The following is an 18,621-nucleotide window of genomic DNA, read 5'->3' on the forward strand; positions in this document are numbered from 1 at the left end:
ACAAATCAGAATAGGATTGGTCAGCTTGCCTTGTTTATATCACTGCAACTAAAACTGTCCAATTGTGTTTCCTCACTGAAATTTTGGCTGAGTATAGTGACGTGGAGTGATGATGTAAAGGCGAATTTATTAAACGAAAATTAAACTCAGTAATTCCGTATATTTGAAGCGGCACACGATTATAAATATTTAGCATTGGGCAGTCCGTTAATTACCGATAAAATGAAATCTCAGCAGGACAATCATCCCTAAGGACAACCTATTCGATGAACACGCTTCGCCTCTCCTTCAGCCTCGCCCTGCTTGCCGGTTTCCCTGCCCAGGCCCTGCTTTTACAGCAGGGAGAAGCCCGTTTCGACATTGATCCTGCCACGTTACAGGTAACCACCGATAACATCCTGGCCAACCAGGCGCAGAGCAAGCAAACCGTGGCTGGTCTGCAGAGCACGCTCACCCAGGCAAGCTGGCAATGGCCCAATAGTGACATACAGATCACCGCCAGGCTGGAAGGCGGCGATCTACGCCTGAGTTTCAGCAGCAGCCGGGCGCAAACGCTGGACTGGTTCACCCTGCCGCCACAGACGGCCACTCTGTTGTTACCGATTGGCGAAGGCAGCCGCATTCCATTAGATAACACCGCCTGGCAGCACTACCTGGTAAAAGAGATGACGCCGCTGGACACCAACTGGGATCTGAAACTGCCGCTGTGGAGCCAACAACAACAGGACAAGGTATACAGCTGGTTATTGCTTACCCCATTCAGTAATCAGGTCAGCTTCGCCAGCACCAAAGATCGCCTCACTATGCGCAGCAGCCATCAGTTCAACCGTTTTAATCAACAGCAGGCCTTCGAGGTATTACTGCACGTGGGTCGCACCCCGCTGTCCGGGGCTCGCCGTTATCGCGAGTATTTGCAGCAAAGCGGTCAGTTCAGCAGCCTGCGCGATAAAATCCGTATTGCGCCAGAGGGTGAAAAACTGATTGGCGCCACGCATATTTATCTGTGGGGCGACAAGCTGTTGGCACCGGCTGACGTGAAGAATTGGCCGGGGCTGCTTGCCTGGCTGGTATCGCCAACCGGTGAAGTCCTGTGGCAAAAAATGGATGCCGACAGCCAAAAAACCGTGCAAAAACTGGCAGGGAAAATACCAGAATCCTGGCAACAGCAAGCACTCATTGACGCGATTAATCAGGCATTGGTGGCGCTGACGCCCCTCAAGGCGACACCGGATGATGCCGATTTCCTGCAGGCACAACGCCAACAGGCCACTCACGTCAGGGAATGGGCACAGCGACAGCTTGGAGATTACCTCGCACCGGCGGATAGCTGGGGTCAGGGGTTGGCAAAACCGCTGGTCGAGGCGCTGCACCAGGCCGGCCTGCCCCGTCTGTGGCTGGGTACCGACAACTGGACCGCCGAATTTCTGCACCCACAGGCCGTAGAGAGTGCCAAAAAATCGGGCTATCTGATTGCCAGCTACGATTCTTATGACACCGCCATTCCACGTGGAGTCAATGACAGCTGGCTGACGGCCCAACTGCCGACAACGCTACGTGAGGAATGCGCTATCGTGCGCGCTGACGGCAGTAAAAAACCCGGTTTCGGCAAGCAGGGCTACTACCTGAATCCGGGTTGCGTGCTGCCTTATTCTCAGCAACGTATGCGCGAACTGGTGCAGTTAGCCGGGCTAAACAGCCTGTTCCTTGACGTTGATGGCACCGGGATGGTCTCCGACGACTATCGACCCGGACACCCAACCGGTGCAGCGCAGATGGCACAGGCCCGCAATGCTCGTCTGGCCTGGTTCAGCAATACGCTTAAACTGCCACTCGGTTCTGAGGACGGCAATGCGGTAACTGCACGTCACATCATGTTTGCCCACGGCATGGAAACCTGGGGTTTTGGCTGGCGCGATAAGCAGATGAATCAGGATAAATCCTCGCCTTATTACCTGGGTGCCTGGTGGCCCAACGCCCAACCAGCCTTCTTCTTCAGCCCGGCCAAGGTAAAAGAACCCTATCGCACCGTGGAGTTCGATCCGCGTTATCGCCTGCCCATGTATCAGGCGGTGTTTCACGACGCGGTGATCAGCAGCCACCACTGGAATTACGATAATCTGAAATTCAGCGACGTTAAAACGACCCGCAGCCTGTTAAGCCAATTGTACAACACCGCACCGATGTTCCATCTCAGCCGCGCTACTCTTCATGCACGTTTGCCACACATTAAACAGGCTGATGCCGCCTTCCGTCCGTTGCATCAGGCTCTATGGGATAAGGCGCTGACCGATTTCCGTTGGCGAGATCAGGCTGGATGGGTGCAGCAAACCACGTTCAGCGATGGTTCAATCCTGACGGCCAACTTTGGCCAACAAGCATTCGACGGCATAGCTGCCCATAGCCTGCGTGCCAAACTGGCGGACGGTCGCATCCTCAACATCACGCCATAGCAACTCCAGTCGGGGTGAACTAGGCTAGACACAGTCTCCCCGACCGGCAACCTGGAGTTGATGATGGATAGCCTTACTCAAACACTGCTGGCAGAGATCGGGCAAAGCCTGGGCCACAGCGCAATCCCTGAGATCCCGTTGACCATCAGCGGTGAAGGCGCTCTGAACAGCGCATTCCCGGTCACCGAACTGGCAACCGCCTGCTGGAGTGCTTCCGGGCTGGCCTGTGCCCAACTGCTGCAACAAAATCAGGGCGGTGTGCCGCAGGTGTTTGTCGACAGCCGGCTGGCATCACTGTGGTTTGGCTGGACATTGCGACCACTGGGATGGCCATTACCGGCCGCCTGGGACGCGCTGGCAGGTGACTACGCTACCCGTGACGGCTGGATCCGTCTGCATACCAATGCCCCCCATCACCGCAAAGCCGTAGAACAGGTACTGGGCCCACATCAGGATAGAAACCGACTGGCGCAAAAAGTGCAGACATGGGAAAAAGGCGAACTGGAGCAGGCAGTCATAGAGGCCGGTGGCTGCGCGGCTGAAATGCGTTCGACCGAGGCATGGCGACAACATATTCAGGGAAAAAGCGTTGCGCTGGAGCCACTGATCCATCAGCAGCAGCAAGCGGAAGCTCCCCCCGCAGGCTGGACACTCCCCTCTGCCAGACCGCTGCACGGCGTCCGCGTGTTGGATCTGACGCGAATTATCGCCGGACCGGTAGCCACCCGTTTTCTTGCCGGGCTGGGTGCCGACGTATTACGTATTGATCCTTACGGTTGGGATGAACCCGGCGTCGAACATGAAGTGATCCTCGGCAAGCGCTGTGCGCGCTTGAACCTGGCAAATGCTCACGATCGCCACACCTTTGAACATTTACTGAAAAACGCCGACGTTATCGTTCACGGCTACCGCGCCGGCGCGCTGGAAAAGTTGGGTTATGGTGCTGAGCAGCGACGCGCGCTGTCGCCGGGATTGATCGACGTTTGCCTGAACGCCTATGGCTGGAGCGGCCCGTGGCGAGGACGGCGCGGTTTCGACAGCCTGGTACAAATGAGCTGTGGCCTGGCAGAGTCGGGTATGGCATGGAAAAATGCCGCCATTCCGGTGCCGCTGCCGGTACAGGCACTGGATCATGCCACCGGCTATCTGATGGCGACGGCAGTTCTGCACGGTCTACGCCAACGCCTGCAACAGGGTACCGGCTACAGCGCCCGGCTGTCTCTGGCACGAACGGCACAACTGTTGTCCGATCATCCCTATCCGCAACACTATCCGTTGACCCCACTGGCGGTGGTCACTCCTGCAGATGAAAACCTGGAAACCGAACTGACCCACTGGGGCCCAGCACAGCGCCTGCTCCCACCACTGCAGTTAACCGGCACGGCACTGCTCTGGGCACTGCCCGCAACCCACCTTGGCAGCTCGCAGCCAGAATGGCTACGCCGCTGATCTCAGGCCAATTGGCGCTGCAACCAGTGTAATAACGCCTCGACCGCCGGCGTCAACCCGGCGGTCTGCGGCCAAACCAGATAAAAATCTACCTGATCCAGATGCCGTGGCTGAGCCAGTGCCACCAATCGGCCTTCTGCCAACGCATCGCTCACCAACAGCTTTTTCACCAACGCGATGCCAAACCCCTGTTCGGCGGCGCGGATCAATAATCCCGCGTCATTGAACAGTGCCAATGGCCGAGCCTTATCTCGTTGCTGCTGCGCCGAGAACCAACTGCGCCAAGGCGTAACATCGTGTTCCAGCAGCGGCACATCTGACGCCCCACTGTTGAAAGCCACCTGCCACTGATGAGCCAACGCCGGAGTCGCCACCGGCACCACCTCTCCGGAGGCAATACGCTGTGCCTGCATATCTGCCCATTGACCATTGCCAAGACGAATGGCCGCGTCGAACCCTTTACGTACCAAATCCTGCACCGCCAACGATGCATCAATATCCAGCGCAATATCGGCGCAGGCTGCGTGAAAAGACGGCAAGCGCGGCATCAACCAGTAATGCGCGAAAGAGGGCAGTACGCTGATACGCAGTGCCTGGCTTTGTGCAATTCGCCTGACCCGGTTAACGCCCTGCTGCAACGCCTGCAGAGCCGGCTCTGCAACCGCCAACAGCTCACGACCGGCAGTATTCAGACGCAATCCACGGCCCTGCCGCTCAAACAACGGACAGCCGATCGCCTGTTCCAACTGCTGGATCTGCTGGCTGACGGCGCCATGGGTAAGATGCACCTGCTGGGCGGTAGCGCGCAGATTTTCCAACCGGGCGGCAATCACAAAGGTCGGCAGGATGTGCAGTGGAATACGTTCATTGAACATTGGTTAGCCCTGCTATCCAAAAGGGGTATTTTTCATCGATTTTCGTTGCAAAGCAAATGATCTAGGCTGTCACCCTTACCCCTTGATAACCGGAGTCACCCATGCACCCACGTTTACAGCAGGATCTTGACCAGTTTCCACAGATACTCGAACGTACCCGCCATTTGGCCGAGGGCTTCCTTGCCGGATTGCAACAGCGCCCGGTTTGCCCTCCCCTGGCTTCACAGCAACTGCAACCGGGTGATGACAGGTTGGCTGATGAGGGTGACGGTGCGCTGGCAGCACTGGACGATTTCTGGCTGCGCTATGCCGAGGGTCTCTCTGCCAGCGCCGGGCCACGTTATTTTGGCTTTGTTACCGGCGGCTCAACCCCGGCCGCATTGGCGGCAGACTGGCTGGTTAGCACTGTCGACCAAAATAGTCAGTTAAGTCACGATACTGTTGCCGCAGCAATCGAACTGGCAACCATTACGCAGCTAAAAAATTTGCTGGGTTTGCCGGAGGTGTTCAACGGCAGTTTTGTCAGCGGGGCCACCATGGCCAACTTTGTCGGCATGGCCATCGGTCGTCAGTGGCTGGGCCAGCAACGCGGTATTGATGTCGCTGAACAGGGAGTGACGGCATTGGGCCCGGTACAGGTGCTGTCAGCAAACGCACACTCCAGCAGCGTAAAAGCGCTCAGCATGCTCGGCATTGGCCGTGACGCCTTGAAAATTATCGACAACCTGCCGGATAGTGAAGCTATTGACCCTGTCGCGTTGGAAAGACATCTTGCCGCCAGCATCGGCGCTCCCACTCTGGTGCTGGCCAGCGCCGGAACGGTGAACACTGTAACCTTCGACGACCTGCCGCACCTGCTGGCGCTGCGCGAACGCTACCCGTTCTGGTTACACGTTGATGCGGCCTTTGGCGGCGTAGCGGCCTGCTCACCGCGCTATGCTCCCCGGTTAACCGGTTGGGAGCAGGCGGACTCGATTACTGTCGATGCGCATAAATGGTTGAATGTGCCCTACGACAGCGCGATCCAATTCAGCCGTCATCTGGCGTTACAGATGCAGGTCTTTCAAAACCATTCGGCTTATCTGGAAGCGCCGACGCTGCGGTCAGACAACTACCTCCACCTGACGCCGGAAAACTCGCGACGTTTCCGCGCCCTACCGTTGTGGTTGGCGCTAAAAGCCTATGGCCGCAGTGGCATGCAGGACATGGTTGAGCGCAATGTCCAATTGGCGCAACTGTTGGGCACTGCGCTGGCGGCCAGCGAGGGTTTCCGCCTGCTGGCACCGGTCAATCTGAACGTGGTGTGCTTTGCACTGAAGAACATTGAGGGAGATGCCGTTGCTGCACGCGATCGCTTTATCGCCCGTCTCGATCGACACGGCGTGGTACGCTGTACCCCTACCCTTTATAACGGGCAACCGGGGATCCGGGCTGCGCTGGTCAATTGGATGACACAAGAAAGCGATATTCATCTGGCGTTGGAATCGATGCAGCACTGCCTTGCAGAACCACACTGACGGGAAAAGTTAAGGGCACCTTTAGACACGCCTCTCTGTTTTTGTTACTGCCAGCAAATGTAAACCTTTTCTCACCACCAAGAGTAGACAACTTTTCGTGGTGACTAAATAGTTCAGAAAAACCAATTAATCACTCGCTGACATTTTTCACATCTGTGAGTACAGCACGATTAGTTACATCAACTCGTTGTTATATGACCGTTTTTTGCAACAAAAAAATGAATTAATGTTAACTTAATGTGATTATTGATTATCACAAGTGATAAGGAATGAAAGAATTATCATTATCAGAACCAAACAAATAAAGCATAAACTTATGATAATATTATAAAAAATAAAATCATTCATACTGTTCGACATTCAAACTGATGACGAAATAGGCTAAAAAATGTTAAAAAAACAACACATGAATTTTTTTTAAGAATTTTCCTAGCAATCAAAAATTTCGTTTCGTGACATGATGAGCAGATTCGACGATAAAGATACCAGCAGGCGCGCGGCTCAAGCACCAATTGACGTTACAGCCCCGAAACCTCTGCGGCAGCGGATTATTCTGACTTAAGCTAAACTTATAGGTTCACATCGCTAATTAGTTTAGAAAGAAAATATCGTTGAGTACCGCCGTATTTATTGATAGAACATTCCTATACGTGATTTTTTTGTACTTTTTTGCCTTTTAGGCTTCAGGCTTTTTCTTTTTGTTACCGCGGTAAAACGGATTTAAGTGGGGGTGAGATATGCCAACGATCATTATGGATTCATGCAGCTATACCAGATTAGGTTTAACAGACTACCTGACAACACATGGAGTAAAAAAACGCCAGATTAATGCTATTAATGACATCGACGATCTACATGAAAAATGCAGCAAGTTGAAGCCTAGTCTGGTATTTATTAATGAAGACTGTTTTATACACGAAGCGAACGCGACGGAACGTATAAAAGGGGTGATCTCTCTGCACCCGGACACTTTATTCTTCATCTTTATGGCTATTACCAACGTACATTTTGACGATTATTTATATGTTCGTAAAAATGTCATCATCTCGTCAAAATCAATCAAACCAGAGACTATGAATCAACTACTTAGTCACTATCTGGAGAGAAAAGTACCCCGCACTGAAAAAACTTCTTTTGATCAGACACCCGTTACGCTGAGCCAAACCGAGTCCAACATGTTACGTATGTGGATGTCGGGTCAGGGCACCATCCAGATATCCGACCAGATGCAAATTAAAGCGAAAACGGTCTCTTCCCATAAGGGAAATATCAAAAGAAAAATTAAAACGCACAACAAGCAGATTATTTACCATGTTGTTCGTTTAACCGACACGCTGACCAGTGGGATATTTGTCAATAGCCGCTAGATGGACAGCTTTGTCGTGTACTCTGCTAAACGTTGGTTTTAAATGTCGTTCAGCCCATCGTGCTGGATATCACACATTTAAATAACCTAAATACCTGCTCGCGACGAAATTCTCGGCCGCGACGGGTATTCCCGCAGTAATAAATGGATTATTCCTACCGCTCCGGAATAATTGCCTGCCGTAAACCTTGCGAATTAAATTAATGTGCTGGAGAGGTATTGCCGTTTCCCCCAAGGTTACTTGGGTACCCCCTGCCGTAGCTCAACAAAGGTACCGTCACGGCTGTCTATCTCGTTAAAGAACCATACACCGGCTGGATAGTCTGGCAAGGACACCAGGTACATGATCCCCTCATTAAACTCTTCCACCGCCAGGATCACTCCTTCGCGTCGCTGCTCACCGTCAGTTTTTACCGTTACCAGATCGTTAGCTTTCATACCTTGTCCCATCATTTATCATTGATGTCAGTGTATTACACAATGAGGTGAGAAAAATACCGTGCACCACCAGTTAATCCGCTGATCACCCGCATAGCGTCTTCCTACAAGCGTAGCAGGCCATCCGGCATGCGGCTTTTTCACTTTCTTAACGTTTTGTCGGCAGAATCTTAAGCGCGCAACGGGTAGTCTGTTGCCTGGTGCTTCCCCCCCAGAGAAGTACCTGCAAATGAAGAAGTAACAAGGAACTTTTGCCCGCAGACTTGCGGGCTTTTTTTTGCCTGTGGCGAATGACAGACACAAAAAAACCCGCCTTGGCGGGTTTTTATTAATCAGCGAGAGGCCGATTAGATAGCGGTAACGTTAGCCGCTGACGGACCTTTAGCACCGTTCTCGATAGAGAACTGTACGTTCTGGCCTTCAGCCAGGGTCTTGAAGCCTTGATCCTGGATAGCAGAGAAGTGTACGAACACATCTTTGCTGCCGTCTGCTGGAGTGATGAAACCGAAACCTTTAGACTCGTTGAACCACTTCACTTGACCTTTGATCATGTTAGACATGTTAATTCCTACAATATTAAATTTACGCCACCATGGGCAAGAAATAGCCGGTCATCAGTTACTTATGGAGGCACTAGAAAGGAAATTCGTCAGTGAAGTGCTATCTAGGATAACGCTTTAAATTTGAACTACTTTACTCAAAATGTCGTGCATAAATAGGTCTGTACCACAGGCCGAGAAGCATTAACTCACGATGGGACTTTAATAGCAACTCTTTTTATAAGCCCCTCGGTGGAAACGGGACCAAACGCGCAGGATTTAAACCATTTAGCTCGATTTTTAATCATTTCTGGCTGCATTTCCCCGTTAACGGAGGGAGCCGGCTGCCGCAAAATTTACAAAATGCAGAATCCGTCTCGTGGCCACCTCGTTGACATTGCTCACAATTTCGCCTTTCGCGGTTGCGTTGCAACTCCTGTGACATATAAGCAGTCAGAATGCCGGTCGGCACCGCAATGATTGAGTAACCCAACAGGATCAGCACCGAGGTCAATAACCGCCCCAGCGGGGTATGAGGAACAATATCACCGTATCCCACGGTGGTCAGTGTCACTACCGCCCAATAGACGGAGGCCGCCAGGCTGGTAAAGCCCCCACTTCCGCCCTCAACCGCATACATCAGGCCGCCAAAGACACACAGCACCACGGCGACAAAACCAAAAAACATCGCCAGCTTATGACGCGCCAACTTGATGCTGCGCCAGATCATGCCCATCTCACTCATGTAACGCAGCAGCTTCAACACCCGTAATACCCGCAGTATTCGTACGACTCGCAGTAGCATCACGAATTCTACCGTCATATGCGGGTACAGCCAGATGATATACATCGGTAACACCGTCAATAAATCGACAACGCCGAAAAAACTGCGGGCATAGTGCTGGTCAGGTGGCGTGCACCAGAGTCGGAGCAAATATTCGCACGTGAAAATAACGGTAAAAATAATCTCGGCGTAAAAGAAAAGATAAATGGCTTGCTGGCCCGGAGCGTACAAAGCACTACCGCCCGGCTCGAGGAACAACAGCACCACACTGAGTAACGCGGTGCTGACCCAAAAAGCCTCCATCCTGCGACCACTGCGGGAATGGTTGTCGAACAGCAGTCGATAGCTGCGTTGACGTAGGCTCAACGCCGCAGTGTCAGTGGTCATAGTTCGATGTCTTATAAAGAGAAGTTACTAATAGAGTAGACCTGAACATTGATGCCGCCAACTCCCGTGCCAGCGATGAATAACCACAAATGATAGTAATTCTCGTCTGTCTGATTTATAGTTGCGCTGCGTAACTATAAAGGGAGATTGACCATGCTGAGATGGCATACGCTGGCAGCGTCTTGCTGCACCGCTCTGTTGATACTGAGCACTCCAGCCCAGGCGCTGGACTTGTCCTACACCGCACCGGAACCCAGCATTAAACCGGCACCCGCACCGCAAACCGCTCTCGGCCCAGAAAAAAAAGCCGCCAAGCCGCCGGTGGTGTGGTCAGAAACCGAAGACAAAACCGGTTTTCGCGTTGATATGGAATGTGATCATCCCGGCTGCAGCCGTCCGCGCGCCAAGCCGTATTCGTCCCTTAATTACGGCCCGAATCTTGGCCCGGTGAAAAAAACCGACCGCCGCCGCCAGTCAGATCCCTACTCCACCGATCAGGAACCTGATTACAACGTGAGCATGGGTTATCAGTGGTAGCGGCGCTTTCAGAGTTATCCCTATAGCTGCCGCCGCATGCAATTCATACAATGGCGACCTGTTCACCACTCCTCCTGGTGCTGAACACAACAAGCTGTGTTGCAATATTTTATGCGCCTCTCTATAGGCGCTTTTTTTATCTCTGAATATCAGTCACCTGGCGTCTTACAGAATGGTCTCATTGCGGCATAACGTGATAACTGTCACAAATAACCGCTCCTTAGCCATGCTTTATCGGAGGGTTGTCAGATGGCGACTGAATATCTACTTTTGCTGGCCGCATTAGCCGGCATTTCAGGGTTCGCGTTGTATAAGCACTTTAAATCACAGAAGAAAAGTACCCTATTGCGTCCATACGATCGTTAACGCAAGCGTTACTGGAGCATGGCATCAGCGCTATGCTCCAGGCCACAAGTCCACACTCTGTCATTTTTTTATCACAAAATTGTCACAATACAGCCATATCATGGTCGACGATTATCCGCGCTGGCTCAATACCAAGGATTTCGTTATGACTACCATTAGAGCAACAAACCACCAGGAAGCAGAAAAGCTGATCCGCTACGGCACGGCAAAGAAAATTGAACTGGCCTACGACATCGACAGCGATGACTTTTTCCAGCTTGCCAGCCTGTGGTGTGATCGAGGTGCCAAAATCTCCAAAGGGAAAGAACATTTTATCGTCTCGCTAAAAGGTTTTCGCATCCCGCCCAACGATTAATCCCATGCCGCCCCTACGGCGGCGCCCCACTTTCCCCGTGTTGAAACCGCCCAATGATCCACATTCTCCCCTCAGCATTTCTGTAAGATAAATTATGAATTACAGCAGGCTGTTACCTACACTGGTTACTGCGCCTGAACGCCAACTGAGGAGAACCACCATGTCAGCCAACCCAGCGCTGCCCAGCACCATGAAAGTCATCGAAATCAGCCAGCCTGGCGAACCCGAGGTTCTGGTTAGTAGCCAAAGGCCACTGCCGACCCTGCAACAGGGAGAAATTCTGGTGAAAGTTGCCGCTGCCGGCGTTAACCGTCCTGACGTGCTGCAACGCCGGGGTCAGTACGCGCCACCACCCGGCGCATCGGATATTCCTGGTCTGGAGATCGCCGGTATGGTGGTCGCCACCGGCGTAGGCGTGCAAAATTACGCCATCGGCGACAAGGTGTGTGCCCTGATTGCCGGCGGCGGTTATGCAGAATACTGCAAGGTCCATGAAAGCAACGCACTGCCGGTCCCCGAGGGCTTTAGCCTGATTGAAGCGGCGGCGATCCCGGAAACCTTCTTTACCGTCTGGGTCAATGTGTTCCAACGCGGGCATCTGAAGGCCGGTGAAACCGTGTTGATCCACGGCGGCACCTCCGGCATTGGCACTGTGGCAACCCTGCTGGCGAAAGCCTTCTGCGCCCGGGTGATCACCACCGTCGGCTCCGAAGAAAAACGCCAGGCCAGCCTGGCATTGGGTGCCGATGTGTCGATTAACTACCGCAACGAAGATTTTGTTGAGCAGACCCAACGCGCCACTAACGGCAAAGGCGCCGACGTGATTGTCGATCTGATTGCCGGTGACTACGTGGCGAAGAACTATCAGGCGGCGGCGATGGACGGCCGCATTGTGCAAATCGGCACCCAGAACGGCGTGGTGAAGGAATTGAACCTGATGCCGCTGCTGATCAAACGCCTGACCCACACCGGCTCCACCCTGCGCGCGCGTAGCGTGGAAGATAAGGCGCAAATTGCCGCCGATTTGCTGCAGAAGGTTTGGCCGCTGCTGGAACGCGGAACGTTAAAACCTCAGATCTTCAAAACATTCCCGCTGGAACAGGCGGCCGAAGCACATGCATTGATGGAGTCCAGCCAGCATATTGGCAAAATCATGCTGACTGTCTAAACCCGAATACCCCGCAGCCTGCACTGCGGGGTTATGGTTTCAGGCACCTGGCGTATGCACGTCTTCCGGAGATGAGTCGGTATTGGCCAGCTTCTCCTGCGCCAGCGCTTCGTCTTCGCTGTCTTTTTCCAGGCTTTCCTGCTGTGCCCCCTGCTTTGGTGAATAGACCAACTCCACCATTATCGGGAAGTGATCCGAACCTACGTGGGTTAAACGACGCAGCGAGCCGAGAACAAAGTCATCGCTGTGAAACACGTGATCCAGTGGCCAACGCAGGAACGGGTAGCCGGCATGAAAGGTGCTGAACATGCCGCGCCCGCGACGCGGATCCAACAGGCCGCTGACTTTCAGAAACAGCCGGGTGGTCGTCGACCAGGCCACATCATTCAGATCGCCGGTCACAATCACCGGAACCTCCGATTTGGCCGCGCTTTTCCCCACCATCACCAGTTCGGCGTCGCGGTCTTCCGATTCTTCATTTTCGGTCGGGCTCGGCGGCATCGGATGCACACAGTGCAAACGTACCTGTGGCCCTTGCGGCAAATGCACCATCATGTGCATCGACGGGATCTGTTCATCCACCAGATACTGTATTTGCGCATCGCTGAGTTCCAGCCGCGAATAGACATGCATGCCGTACAGGTTATCCAGCGGACATTTCAAACAGTGGGGATAGTCCTGCTCCAGCGCCGACAGTTGCTGCTCCCACCAACCATCGGTTTCTACCGCCACCAGCACGTCCGGTCGTTCGGTCGCCACCAGCGCCAGCAGTTTATCCGCCTGGCGATTAGGAGTTAATACGTTGGATACCAGAATGCGGATGCGCGGCTTCTTCTGATAGCCGGTAAAACCCAGCACCTGAGGTTTGCTCAGCCGGGTATAGGGATAAATCCACACGGCCTGATAAACCACACAGGCCAGGTTTACCGCCATCATGCCCCACACCCAGGGTGACAACGGCACAAACAGCAGGTTAAGCAATAACACCAATAACGAAAGCGCCAGTATTTGCAGGCGGGGAAAATCCCACACCCGGATCCACCAGGCTGCATGCTTTGAAAGTGGCGCAATGGTCACCAGCGCCAGCAAAAGCGTCAGTATGGCGGTAATCCCTGTCACGGTTAATTCCTCATCATCGATCCTGGCCTGTCGGGGTGACGGCCTCCTGACTGCCGCGTTTGGCGGCAGCCAAAGATTGCCATAAAAAACGCCCGTCCCGCCAGCCGACTTAAGGAATAATCTTGCGACGGCGGAATTCGTCAAACAGCGCGAACAGCATCGCCTCGGTTTCGACAAATTGATGGAAGCCAAAGCGGCGCGCCTTACTGCCATCGGCAAACATGTCGTAATCCCACGAGAATACAAAGTCGGCAAAGCGCCAGCTCGCTACCGCACGGTAATCCGCTTCGACCAAATCATGCTGTTGCGCCAGGGCCTGCCACAACTCATTTTTATCCTCCATCACCGACGCCAGCGGCATCGGCAACGGCGGTGCGACCTCCAGATCAAAATAGCCGGCAATTTTCGGCCACAGCTCGCTCCAGCGGAAGAGGTCACCGTTATTGATATTAAACGCCTGATTAGCAGCCGCAGGCTCAGTCGCCGCCCACAGCGTAGCACGCGCCAACAGCCCGGCGTCGGTCATTTCCAGCAGGCTGTGGTAAGCCCCGGGTTTGCCGGGAAAGCGTAACGGCAGCCCCAGCGCCTTGCTGATAGAGGCATAAACCGCCAGGGTCAGCGCCAGATTCATCGGGTTGCCCAGCGAGAAGCCGCCGACCACGCTGGGACGGATTGCGCTCCAGTGCCAGTTTTTCCCCTGCTGGCGCTGTTCAAGATAGCTTTGCTGCGCCAGGTTGAACTCCGGCGGCATGTGCCCGGCATCACTCTCCCGCGCCGGAGTTTTGAACGGCCCCAAATGGGCGCCATACACTTTATAGCCCTGCATCAGGCTGATGTGCTCCAACCCTTGCGCTACCGGTTCCAGCGCTTCCACCACATTGCTCAACATCGCCAGATTAGGTGCCACCAGCCCCGCCCAGTCCGGGGCATCCTGATAGGCGGCGTAGAAAATGTGGCTGACCTGGGTCAGCGAATGCAGGGCATCGCGTGTGGCTTGTGCATTCAGCAGGTCGACCGCCAGATAACGCACCTGCGGCCGGTCAAGGCCTCCGCGCCGGGACAAACCCACCACCTGCCAACCTTGTTGCTCCAGCTCTTCAATCAGCTTGCCGCCAATAACGCCGTTAGCACCGACTACCAGCGCCAGTTTATTGTTTTGCATGTTGTGTCTCCGGTTTCGTATCGCTTGAGACTTTCACTTTGATTGATTAACAAAGCTTGCGGTAGAGGGTATTTACCACTAATACTTATAAGATAAATCTATATATGGAATGCCGATGGACAAGCTGAACGCGATGAATACCTTCGTTCGGGTCGCGGAACTGGGCAGCCTCTCGGCCGTCGCCCGCGATCTGGGCCTGACCCAGCCTGCCGTGAGCCAGCAGATTGCCGGTTTGGAGCAGCAACTGGGCGTGCAGTTACTGTTTCGCAGTACCCGTGCGGTGACGCTGACCGACGCCGGTGTGGGCTATTACCGGCAGGTCAAACCGATTCTGGCGGCGGTGGGTGAAGCGGAAGAAGCGCTACACGGCCAAAACCTGCGGCTGCAAGGGTCGTTACGCATCCATGCACCAACGGGGTTCGGCCAACAGCACCTCACGCCACTGGCAATTGCCTTTCAGCAACAGCATCCAGAGCTGAATATCGAACTGTTGTTGGACGATCGTCGGGCGGATGTGATTGCTGAAGGCATCGATGTGGCGATCCGCTTTGGCGAATTGAGTTCACCGGGGATGGTGGCGCGGCGGCTGGGAGAGTTACAGCGTATTCTGGTGGCCTCACCGGCCTACCTGACGGCACAGGGCGAACCGCAAAGCCTGAAGGAACTGGCAACCCATCCGCATATCCGCTATAGCGGCCTGAGCGACGGGGACACGCTGACGTTAATCGGCCCTGATGGTGCCGAGGTGGTGGCGTTGCGCCCGGTATTTCGCGCTAACAATACGTTTTCACTGCTGGCGGCGATTGAATCAGGGCTGGGTATTGGCGGCGCACAGCGGCCGCTGATCGATCGACAATTGGCGAGTGGCGCACTGGTCCCCATCTTGCCGGCCTGGCGTTATCCCCCGATGGCGCTTCATGCGGTTTATCCCGCTGCACGGTTTATTCCCGGCAAAGTGCGGGCCTGGGTAGAGTATTTGCAGGGGGCATTGAGGAACATTGAGGGTGTGACGCTAAATTATGCCCCCGACAAGGTGCCGGGGGCATAAATCTTATTTGAACAGTTTACCGACCATATCGCCCAGTTCGTTACTGTTCTGCTGCACTTCACCATTTGGCGAGGCGGCGTCAGCGACCGTTGGCAGGAACTGCGCAATGGTGGCGGATGCCTGAGCCGGATCGATACCCAGCTTTTCGGCCAGTTGGTTAATGGCATCGCTGCCCAGCGCCTGCTGCACGTGATCGCCGCTGATCTGCTGGTTTTCACCGTTACCCAGCCATGAACCGACCACATCGCCGAATTGTCCCTGACGGAATTTGTCCAGGATCGCCTGCAGACCACCCTGTTGCTCAACCCATTGCATGATGGCGACGTAATCGATGCCTTTACCGTTGGCGCCGCCCAGAATGTTGCCCAATACGCTATCAAACAGACCCATGTTCTTCCCCTTCCAGCCGTCGGCTCAGGCCGCTCGACCCTTGTGATTTAACGAAAAAAGGGCCGCCGCAGCGACCCTGTTGATCAGTATCTGATTAGTTTCTGATCTTTCTGTAGACAAAAAGCACCACCAGGGCACCGATGACTGCGACAACAAAGCTGCCCAGATTGAAGCCATCAACACGACCCATACCGAAGAAGGTACTGATATAGCCGCCGACAACTGCACCGATGACGCCCAGGATGACGGTTACAATAAAGCCACCGCCGTCTTTGCCCGGCATGATCCATTTAGCCAGGATACCGGCGATTAACCCAAAAATGATCCAGGAAATGATGCCCATTTTTACTCTCCCTATTACTTTTTGCCTAAAAGAAACCCTATCACCAGGCCCATGATGGCACCTGCTCCAACCCTGACGATACTTTCACAACTCTATTGCCCTATGCCGAGCATTTCCGGCAGCGCGATACAGGGGTGAATCTTGATAAACACGCATCTTCACACTGTTACTATAGTCAAATATCAGCAGTTTACCCATTTCCGTCCGTCTGAATTTTAGGGTACAAAAATCGACCGAATTCATCCCACTGTCATTTCTGCACGCTATAACAAAGGGAATCATCCCGCAGGAGACAGACCATGACCAATACGTCGTTTCTGCTGATACTGACCACGCTTTACGCCCTGGCTGCCGTCTGGGACGGTTCTGCAGCCCTGCTGCTGATGTAATGTTACACATCCTTTGTCACTTTTTTGACGATTTTAATTGTGTCTTGTTTTTACAGAAGATTAATCACCTGAAAGCCAACAAAAAATTCCCCTGTACTTGGATAAAAATCCCATTGGCCGTCAGAGGTTAGATCTCACAAAAGGGTTTGATTAATTGTTTAAACCACTCGGCAAAAGCGGTTAAACGTGCGGAACGCTGGCGACGATGGGGGTAAAGTAGCGCAATGCTCATCGAGGGCGGCCGGGCCTGCGGCAAGATCTCACACAGGCTGCCATTATCCAGGTAATGCTGAACATCAAAACGCGGTATCTGCATCATTCCCAACCCCGCCAGGCAACAACCGATATAATTTTCTGCATTGTTCACCGTCACCCGACTGCGCAGCGTTTTTTCAACGCACTGTTCATCCTGCTGCCACTGCCAGCTATCCGCCCCTGTCAGAGTCGGCTGCGCGTAGCCCACGACCCAATGATCTTCCAACTGGTCAGGGTGTGCAGGCGTTCCGTAGCGTTGCAGATAATCCGGGCTGGCGCAGTTGATCATGCTCAGGCGACCCAGCGGCTGGCTGACCAGGCTGCTGTCGCTGAGACTACCGACACGCACCACGCAGTCGATCCCTTCCTGGATCAGATCGATCGAACGGTCGCTGGCGCTGAGAAACAGTTGAATTTCGGGGTACTGCAGAAAAAAGTCCGGTAACGCCGGCACAATCATTCGCCGGGCAATACGGCTGGGGACATCGACCGTCAAACGGCCATCGATCGGGCCATTGTGCCGATGAAACAAAGTGTCCAATGTTTGCACGTCTAACAGCAGGTCACGCGCTTTTTCGAGCAACAACTCACCATCGCTGGTCAGTTGTACCCGGCGAGTGGTGCGATGAAACAGGCGGGCGCCCATTTCGTGTTCCAGTTGCTGTATCGCCGCCGAAACCGTGGTTTTTGGCATCATCAGGATTTGCGAAGCGCGGATAAAACTGCCCACCTCGGCAACCTGGATAAACACCCGTAATCTCCCTATTTTATCCACCGGCAGTGCATCCCGTTAAACAGGCTGCGGCACCGGCCGCAGCAGAATTGATATTAACGGGTAGTATAGCCACCGTTGGCAAACAGCGTCTGCCCGGTGATCCACCAACCGTCGGTGACCAAAAACTTGACGATCGGCGCGATGTCTTCAATGTCAGTCAGGCCGGTTTTCGAGAACTTGCTCAGCGCAGCGGCTGTACTGTGATACGCCACGGCCTCTTTGCTTTCCTGACCGTAGAAGAACGGGGTGTCCATTGGGCCGGGGCCGATGGCATTCACGCTGATACCGCGTTCGCCAAACTCCTTGGATGCCGCACGGGTAAAGTGCTCCACCGGTGCCTTGCTCCCCGGATAGACCGCGTAGAACGGCGTATAAGCCGCCAGCAGTGAACTGACGATCGACACAATTCGGCCGTTATCGGCCAGATGCTTGCCCGCCTGCTGAATAAAGAAGAAAGCCGCCTTGGAATTGATGTCGAAACTGCTGTCGTAATCCGCTTCGGTCACCTCGGCAATCGGTTTTTTGATCACCAAACCGGCGGTATTGACGGCAATATCCACTTTGCCAAATGCCTTGATCGCTTCCTCAAACAGGTGTGCCACGTTAGCCGGCTGGGTCAAATCGCCCTGCACCAGGATCGCCTTGGCGCCCGCCGCGTTAACCGCCTTCAGCGTTTCCTCCGCTGCCGCCCGGGTCGCATCACTGTTGTAATGCACAACCACCGCCGCAGCCCCGCCGGCCGCCAGATCGCGTGCCACCAGGCCCCCCAGGTTCTTGGCACCGCCAGCGATCAACACCACTTTTCCATTCAAAGATTGCTTGCTCATTACAGTGACTCCGTTAGTGAAGGTTGCAACGAGTATAGGAACCCTGACCGCTCAGATAATCTGTCCAAATCGGGATGAACCA

18 protein-coding genes are annotated in these 18,621 nt (G+C 53.9%); 8 read left to right on the plus strand and 10 right to left on the minus strand.

The features are described 5' to 3' along the window. Positions 1-266 precede the first annotated feature (266 nt). A complete protein-coding gene (locus F8R23_RS06640; RefSeq protein ID WP_129936724.1) occupies positions 267-2,450 on the plus strand; it encodes a glycoside hydrolase in 2,184 nt (727 codons plus the stop codon). A 63-nt stretch (positions 2,451-2,513) separates the two neighbouring features. Then, the gene (locus F8R23_RS06645; RefSeq protein ID WP_151415413.1) at positions 2,514-3,899 is read left to right on the plus strand and encodes a CoA transferase; all 1,386 of its coding nucleotides are present in this window, start codon (positions 2,514-2,516) and stop codon (positions 3,897-3,899) included. Between the two features lie 2 nt (positions 3,900-3,901). Here the strand turns inward: F8R23_RS06645 and F8R23_RS06650 are convergent, their stop codons facing one another. Next, complete coding sequence (locus F8R23_RS06650; RefSeq protein ID WP_129936726.1) at positions 3,902-4,774, minus strand: LysR substrate-binding domain-containing protein; 873 nt, start codon at positions 4,772-4,774, stop codon at positions 3,902-3,904. 101 nt (positions 4,775-4,875) lie between these two features. On the opposite strand from F8R23_RS06650, the gene F8R23_RS06655 reads away from it, so the two are divergent. Both F8R23_RS06655 and rcsA read left to right on the plus strand, forming a co-directional pair. Then, positions 4,876-6,291, plus strand: coding sequence for a pyridoxal phosphate-dependent decarboxylase family protein (locus tag F8R23_RS06655; protein WP_151415414.1), 1,416 nt, complete (start codon positions 4,876-4,878; stop codon positions 6,289-6,291). 737 nt (positions 6,292-7,028) lie between these two features. Next, complete coding sequence (gene rcsA, locus F8R23_RS06660; RefSeq protein WP_099064726.1) at positions 7,029-7,658, plus strand: transcriptional regulator RcsA; 630 nt, start codon at positions 7,029-7,031, stop codon at positions 7,656-7,658. 236 nt (positions 7,659-7,894) lie between these two features. Here the strand turns inward: rcsA and dsrB are convergent, their stop codons facing one another. The 3 genes from dsrB to F8R23_RS06675 form a co-directional block, all read right to left on the minus strand. Beyond that, a complete protein-coding gene (gene dsrB / locus F8R23_RS06665) occupies positions 7,895-8,095 on the minus strand; it encodes a protein DsrB (protein ID WP_129936728.1) in 201 nt (66 codons plus the stop codon). A 347-nt stretch (positions 8,096-8,442) separates the two neighbouring features. Continuing rightward, positions 8,443-8,655, minus strand: a complete 213-nt coding sequence (cspE, locus tag F8R23_RS06670; RefSeq protein WP_004946278.1) for a transcription antiterminator/RNA stability regulator CspE — start codon at positions 8,653-8,655, stop codon at positions 8,443-8,445. 283 nt (positions 8,656-8,938) lie between these two features. Beyond that, the gene (locus F8R23_RS06675) at positions 8,939-9,805 is read right to left on the minus strand and encodes an ion transporter (RefSeq protein ID WP_151415415.1); all 867 of its coding nucleotides are present in this window, start codon (positions 9,803-9,805) and stop codon (positions 8,939-8,941) included. Between the two features lie 153 nt (positions 9,806-9,958). Between F8R23_RS06675 and F8R23_RS06680 the strand changes: the two genes are divergently transcribed. The 3 genes from F8R23_RS06680 (at position 9,959) to F8R23_RS06690 (ending at position 12,231) form a co-directional block, all read left to right on the plus strand. Beyond that, positions 9,959-10,342 carry a hypothetical protein gene (locus tag F8R23_RS06680; protein ID WP_129938308.1) on the plus strand — a complete coding sequence of 128 codons (384 nt, stop codon included), beginning with the start codon at positions 9,959-9,961 and terminating at the stop codon, positions 10,340-10,342. A 511-nt stretch (positions 10,343-10,853) separates the two neighbouring features. Next, complete coding sequence (locus F8R23_RS06685) at positions 10,854-11,063, plus strand: hypothetical protein (protein ID WP_012145776.1); 210 nt, start codon at positions 10,854-10,856, stop codon at positions 11,061-11,063. A 160-nt stretch (positions 11,064-11,223) separates the two neighbouring features. Further along, positions 11,224-12,231 (plus strand): NAD(P)H-quinone oxidoreductase, encoded by a 1,008-nt coding sequence (locus F8R23_RS06690; RefSeq protein ID WP_129938309.1) that lies wholly within the window; start codon positions 11,224-11,226, stop codon positions 12,229-12,231. Between the two features lie 39 nt (positions 12,232-12,270). Here the strand turns inward: F8R23_RS06690 and F8R23_RS06695 are convergent, their stop codons facing one another. Next, positions 12,271-13,350, minus strand: a complete 1,080-nt coding sequence (locus F8R23_RS06695) for an endonuclease/exonuclease/phosphatase family protein (RefSeq protein ID WP_129936732.1) — start codon at positions 13,348-13,350, stop codon at positions 12,271-12,273. A gap of 109 nt (positions 13,351-13,459) precedes the next feature. Further along, entirely contained in the window at positions 13,460-14,512 is a 1,053-nt protein-coding gene (locus F8R23_RS06700) for an SDR family oxidoreductase (protein WP_129936733.1), read from the minus strand. 115 nt (positions 14,513-14,627) lie between these two features. Here F8R23_RS06700 and F8R23_RS06705 point away from each other — a divergent pair, with 115 nt between their 5' ends. Continuing rightward, a complete protein-coding gene (locus F8R23_RS06705) occupies positions 14,628-15,560 on the plus strand; it encodes a LysR family transcriptional regulator (protein WP_151415416.1) in 933 nt (310 codons plus the stop codon). Between the two features lie 3 nt (positions 15,561-15,563). Here the strand turns inward: F8R23_RS06705 and F8R23_RS06710 are convergent, their stop codons facing one another. The 4 genes from F8R23_RS06710 to F8R23_RS06725 form a co-directional block, all read right to left on the minus strand. Then, the gene (locus F8R23_RS06710; RefSeq protein ID WP_099064733.1) at positions 15,564-15,950 is read right to left on the minus strand and encodes a YidB family protein; all 387 of its coding nucleotides are present in this window, start codon (positions 15,948-15,950) and stop codon (positions 15,564-15,566) included. Positions 15,951-16,044: 94 nt separating this feature from the next. After that, positions 16,045-16,293 carry a GlsB/YeaQ/YmgE family stress response membrane protein gene (locus F8R23_RS06715; RefSeq protein WP_099064734.1) on the minus strand — a complete coding sequence of 83 codons (249 nt, stop codon included), beginning with the start codon at positions 16,291-16,293 and terminating at the stop codon, positions 16,045-16,047. 516 nt (positions 16,294-16,809) lie between these two features. Next, positions 16,810-17,712, minus strand: coding sequence for a LysR family transcriptional regulator (locus tag F8R23_RS06720; protein WP_129936791.1), 903 nt, complete (start codon positions 17,710-17,712; stop codon positions 16,810-16,812). Between the two features lie 53 nt (positions 17,713-17,765). Beyond that, on the minus strand, positions 17,766-18,539 hold the full coding sequence (locus tag F8R23_RS06725) for an SDR family oxidoreductase (protein ID WP_099064736.1): 774 nt from the start codon (positions 18,537-18,539) through the stop codon (positions 17,766-17,768). Positions 18,540-18,621 lie beyond the last annotated feature (82 nt).

Source organism: Serratia proteamaculans, assembly GCF_008830365.1.
GTDB lineage: Bacteria > Pseudomonadota > Gammaproteobacteria > Enterobacterales > Enterobacteriaceae > Serratia > Serratia proteamaculans.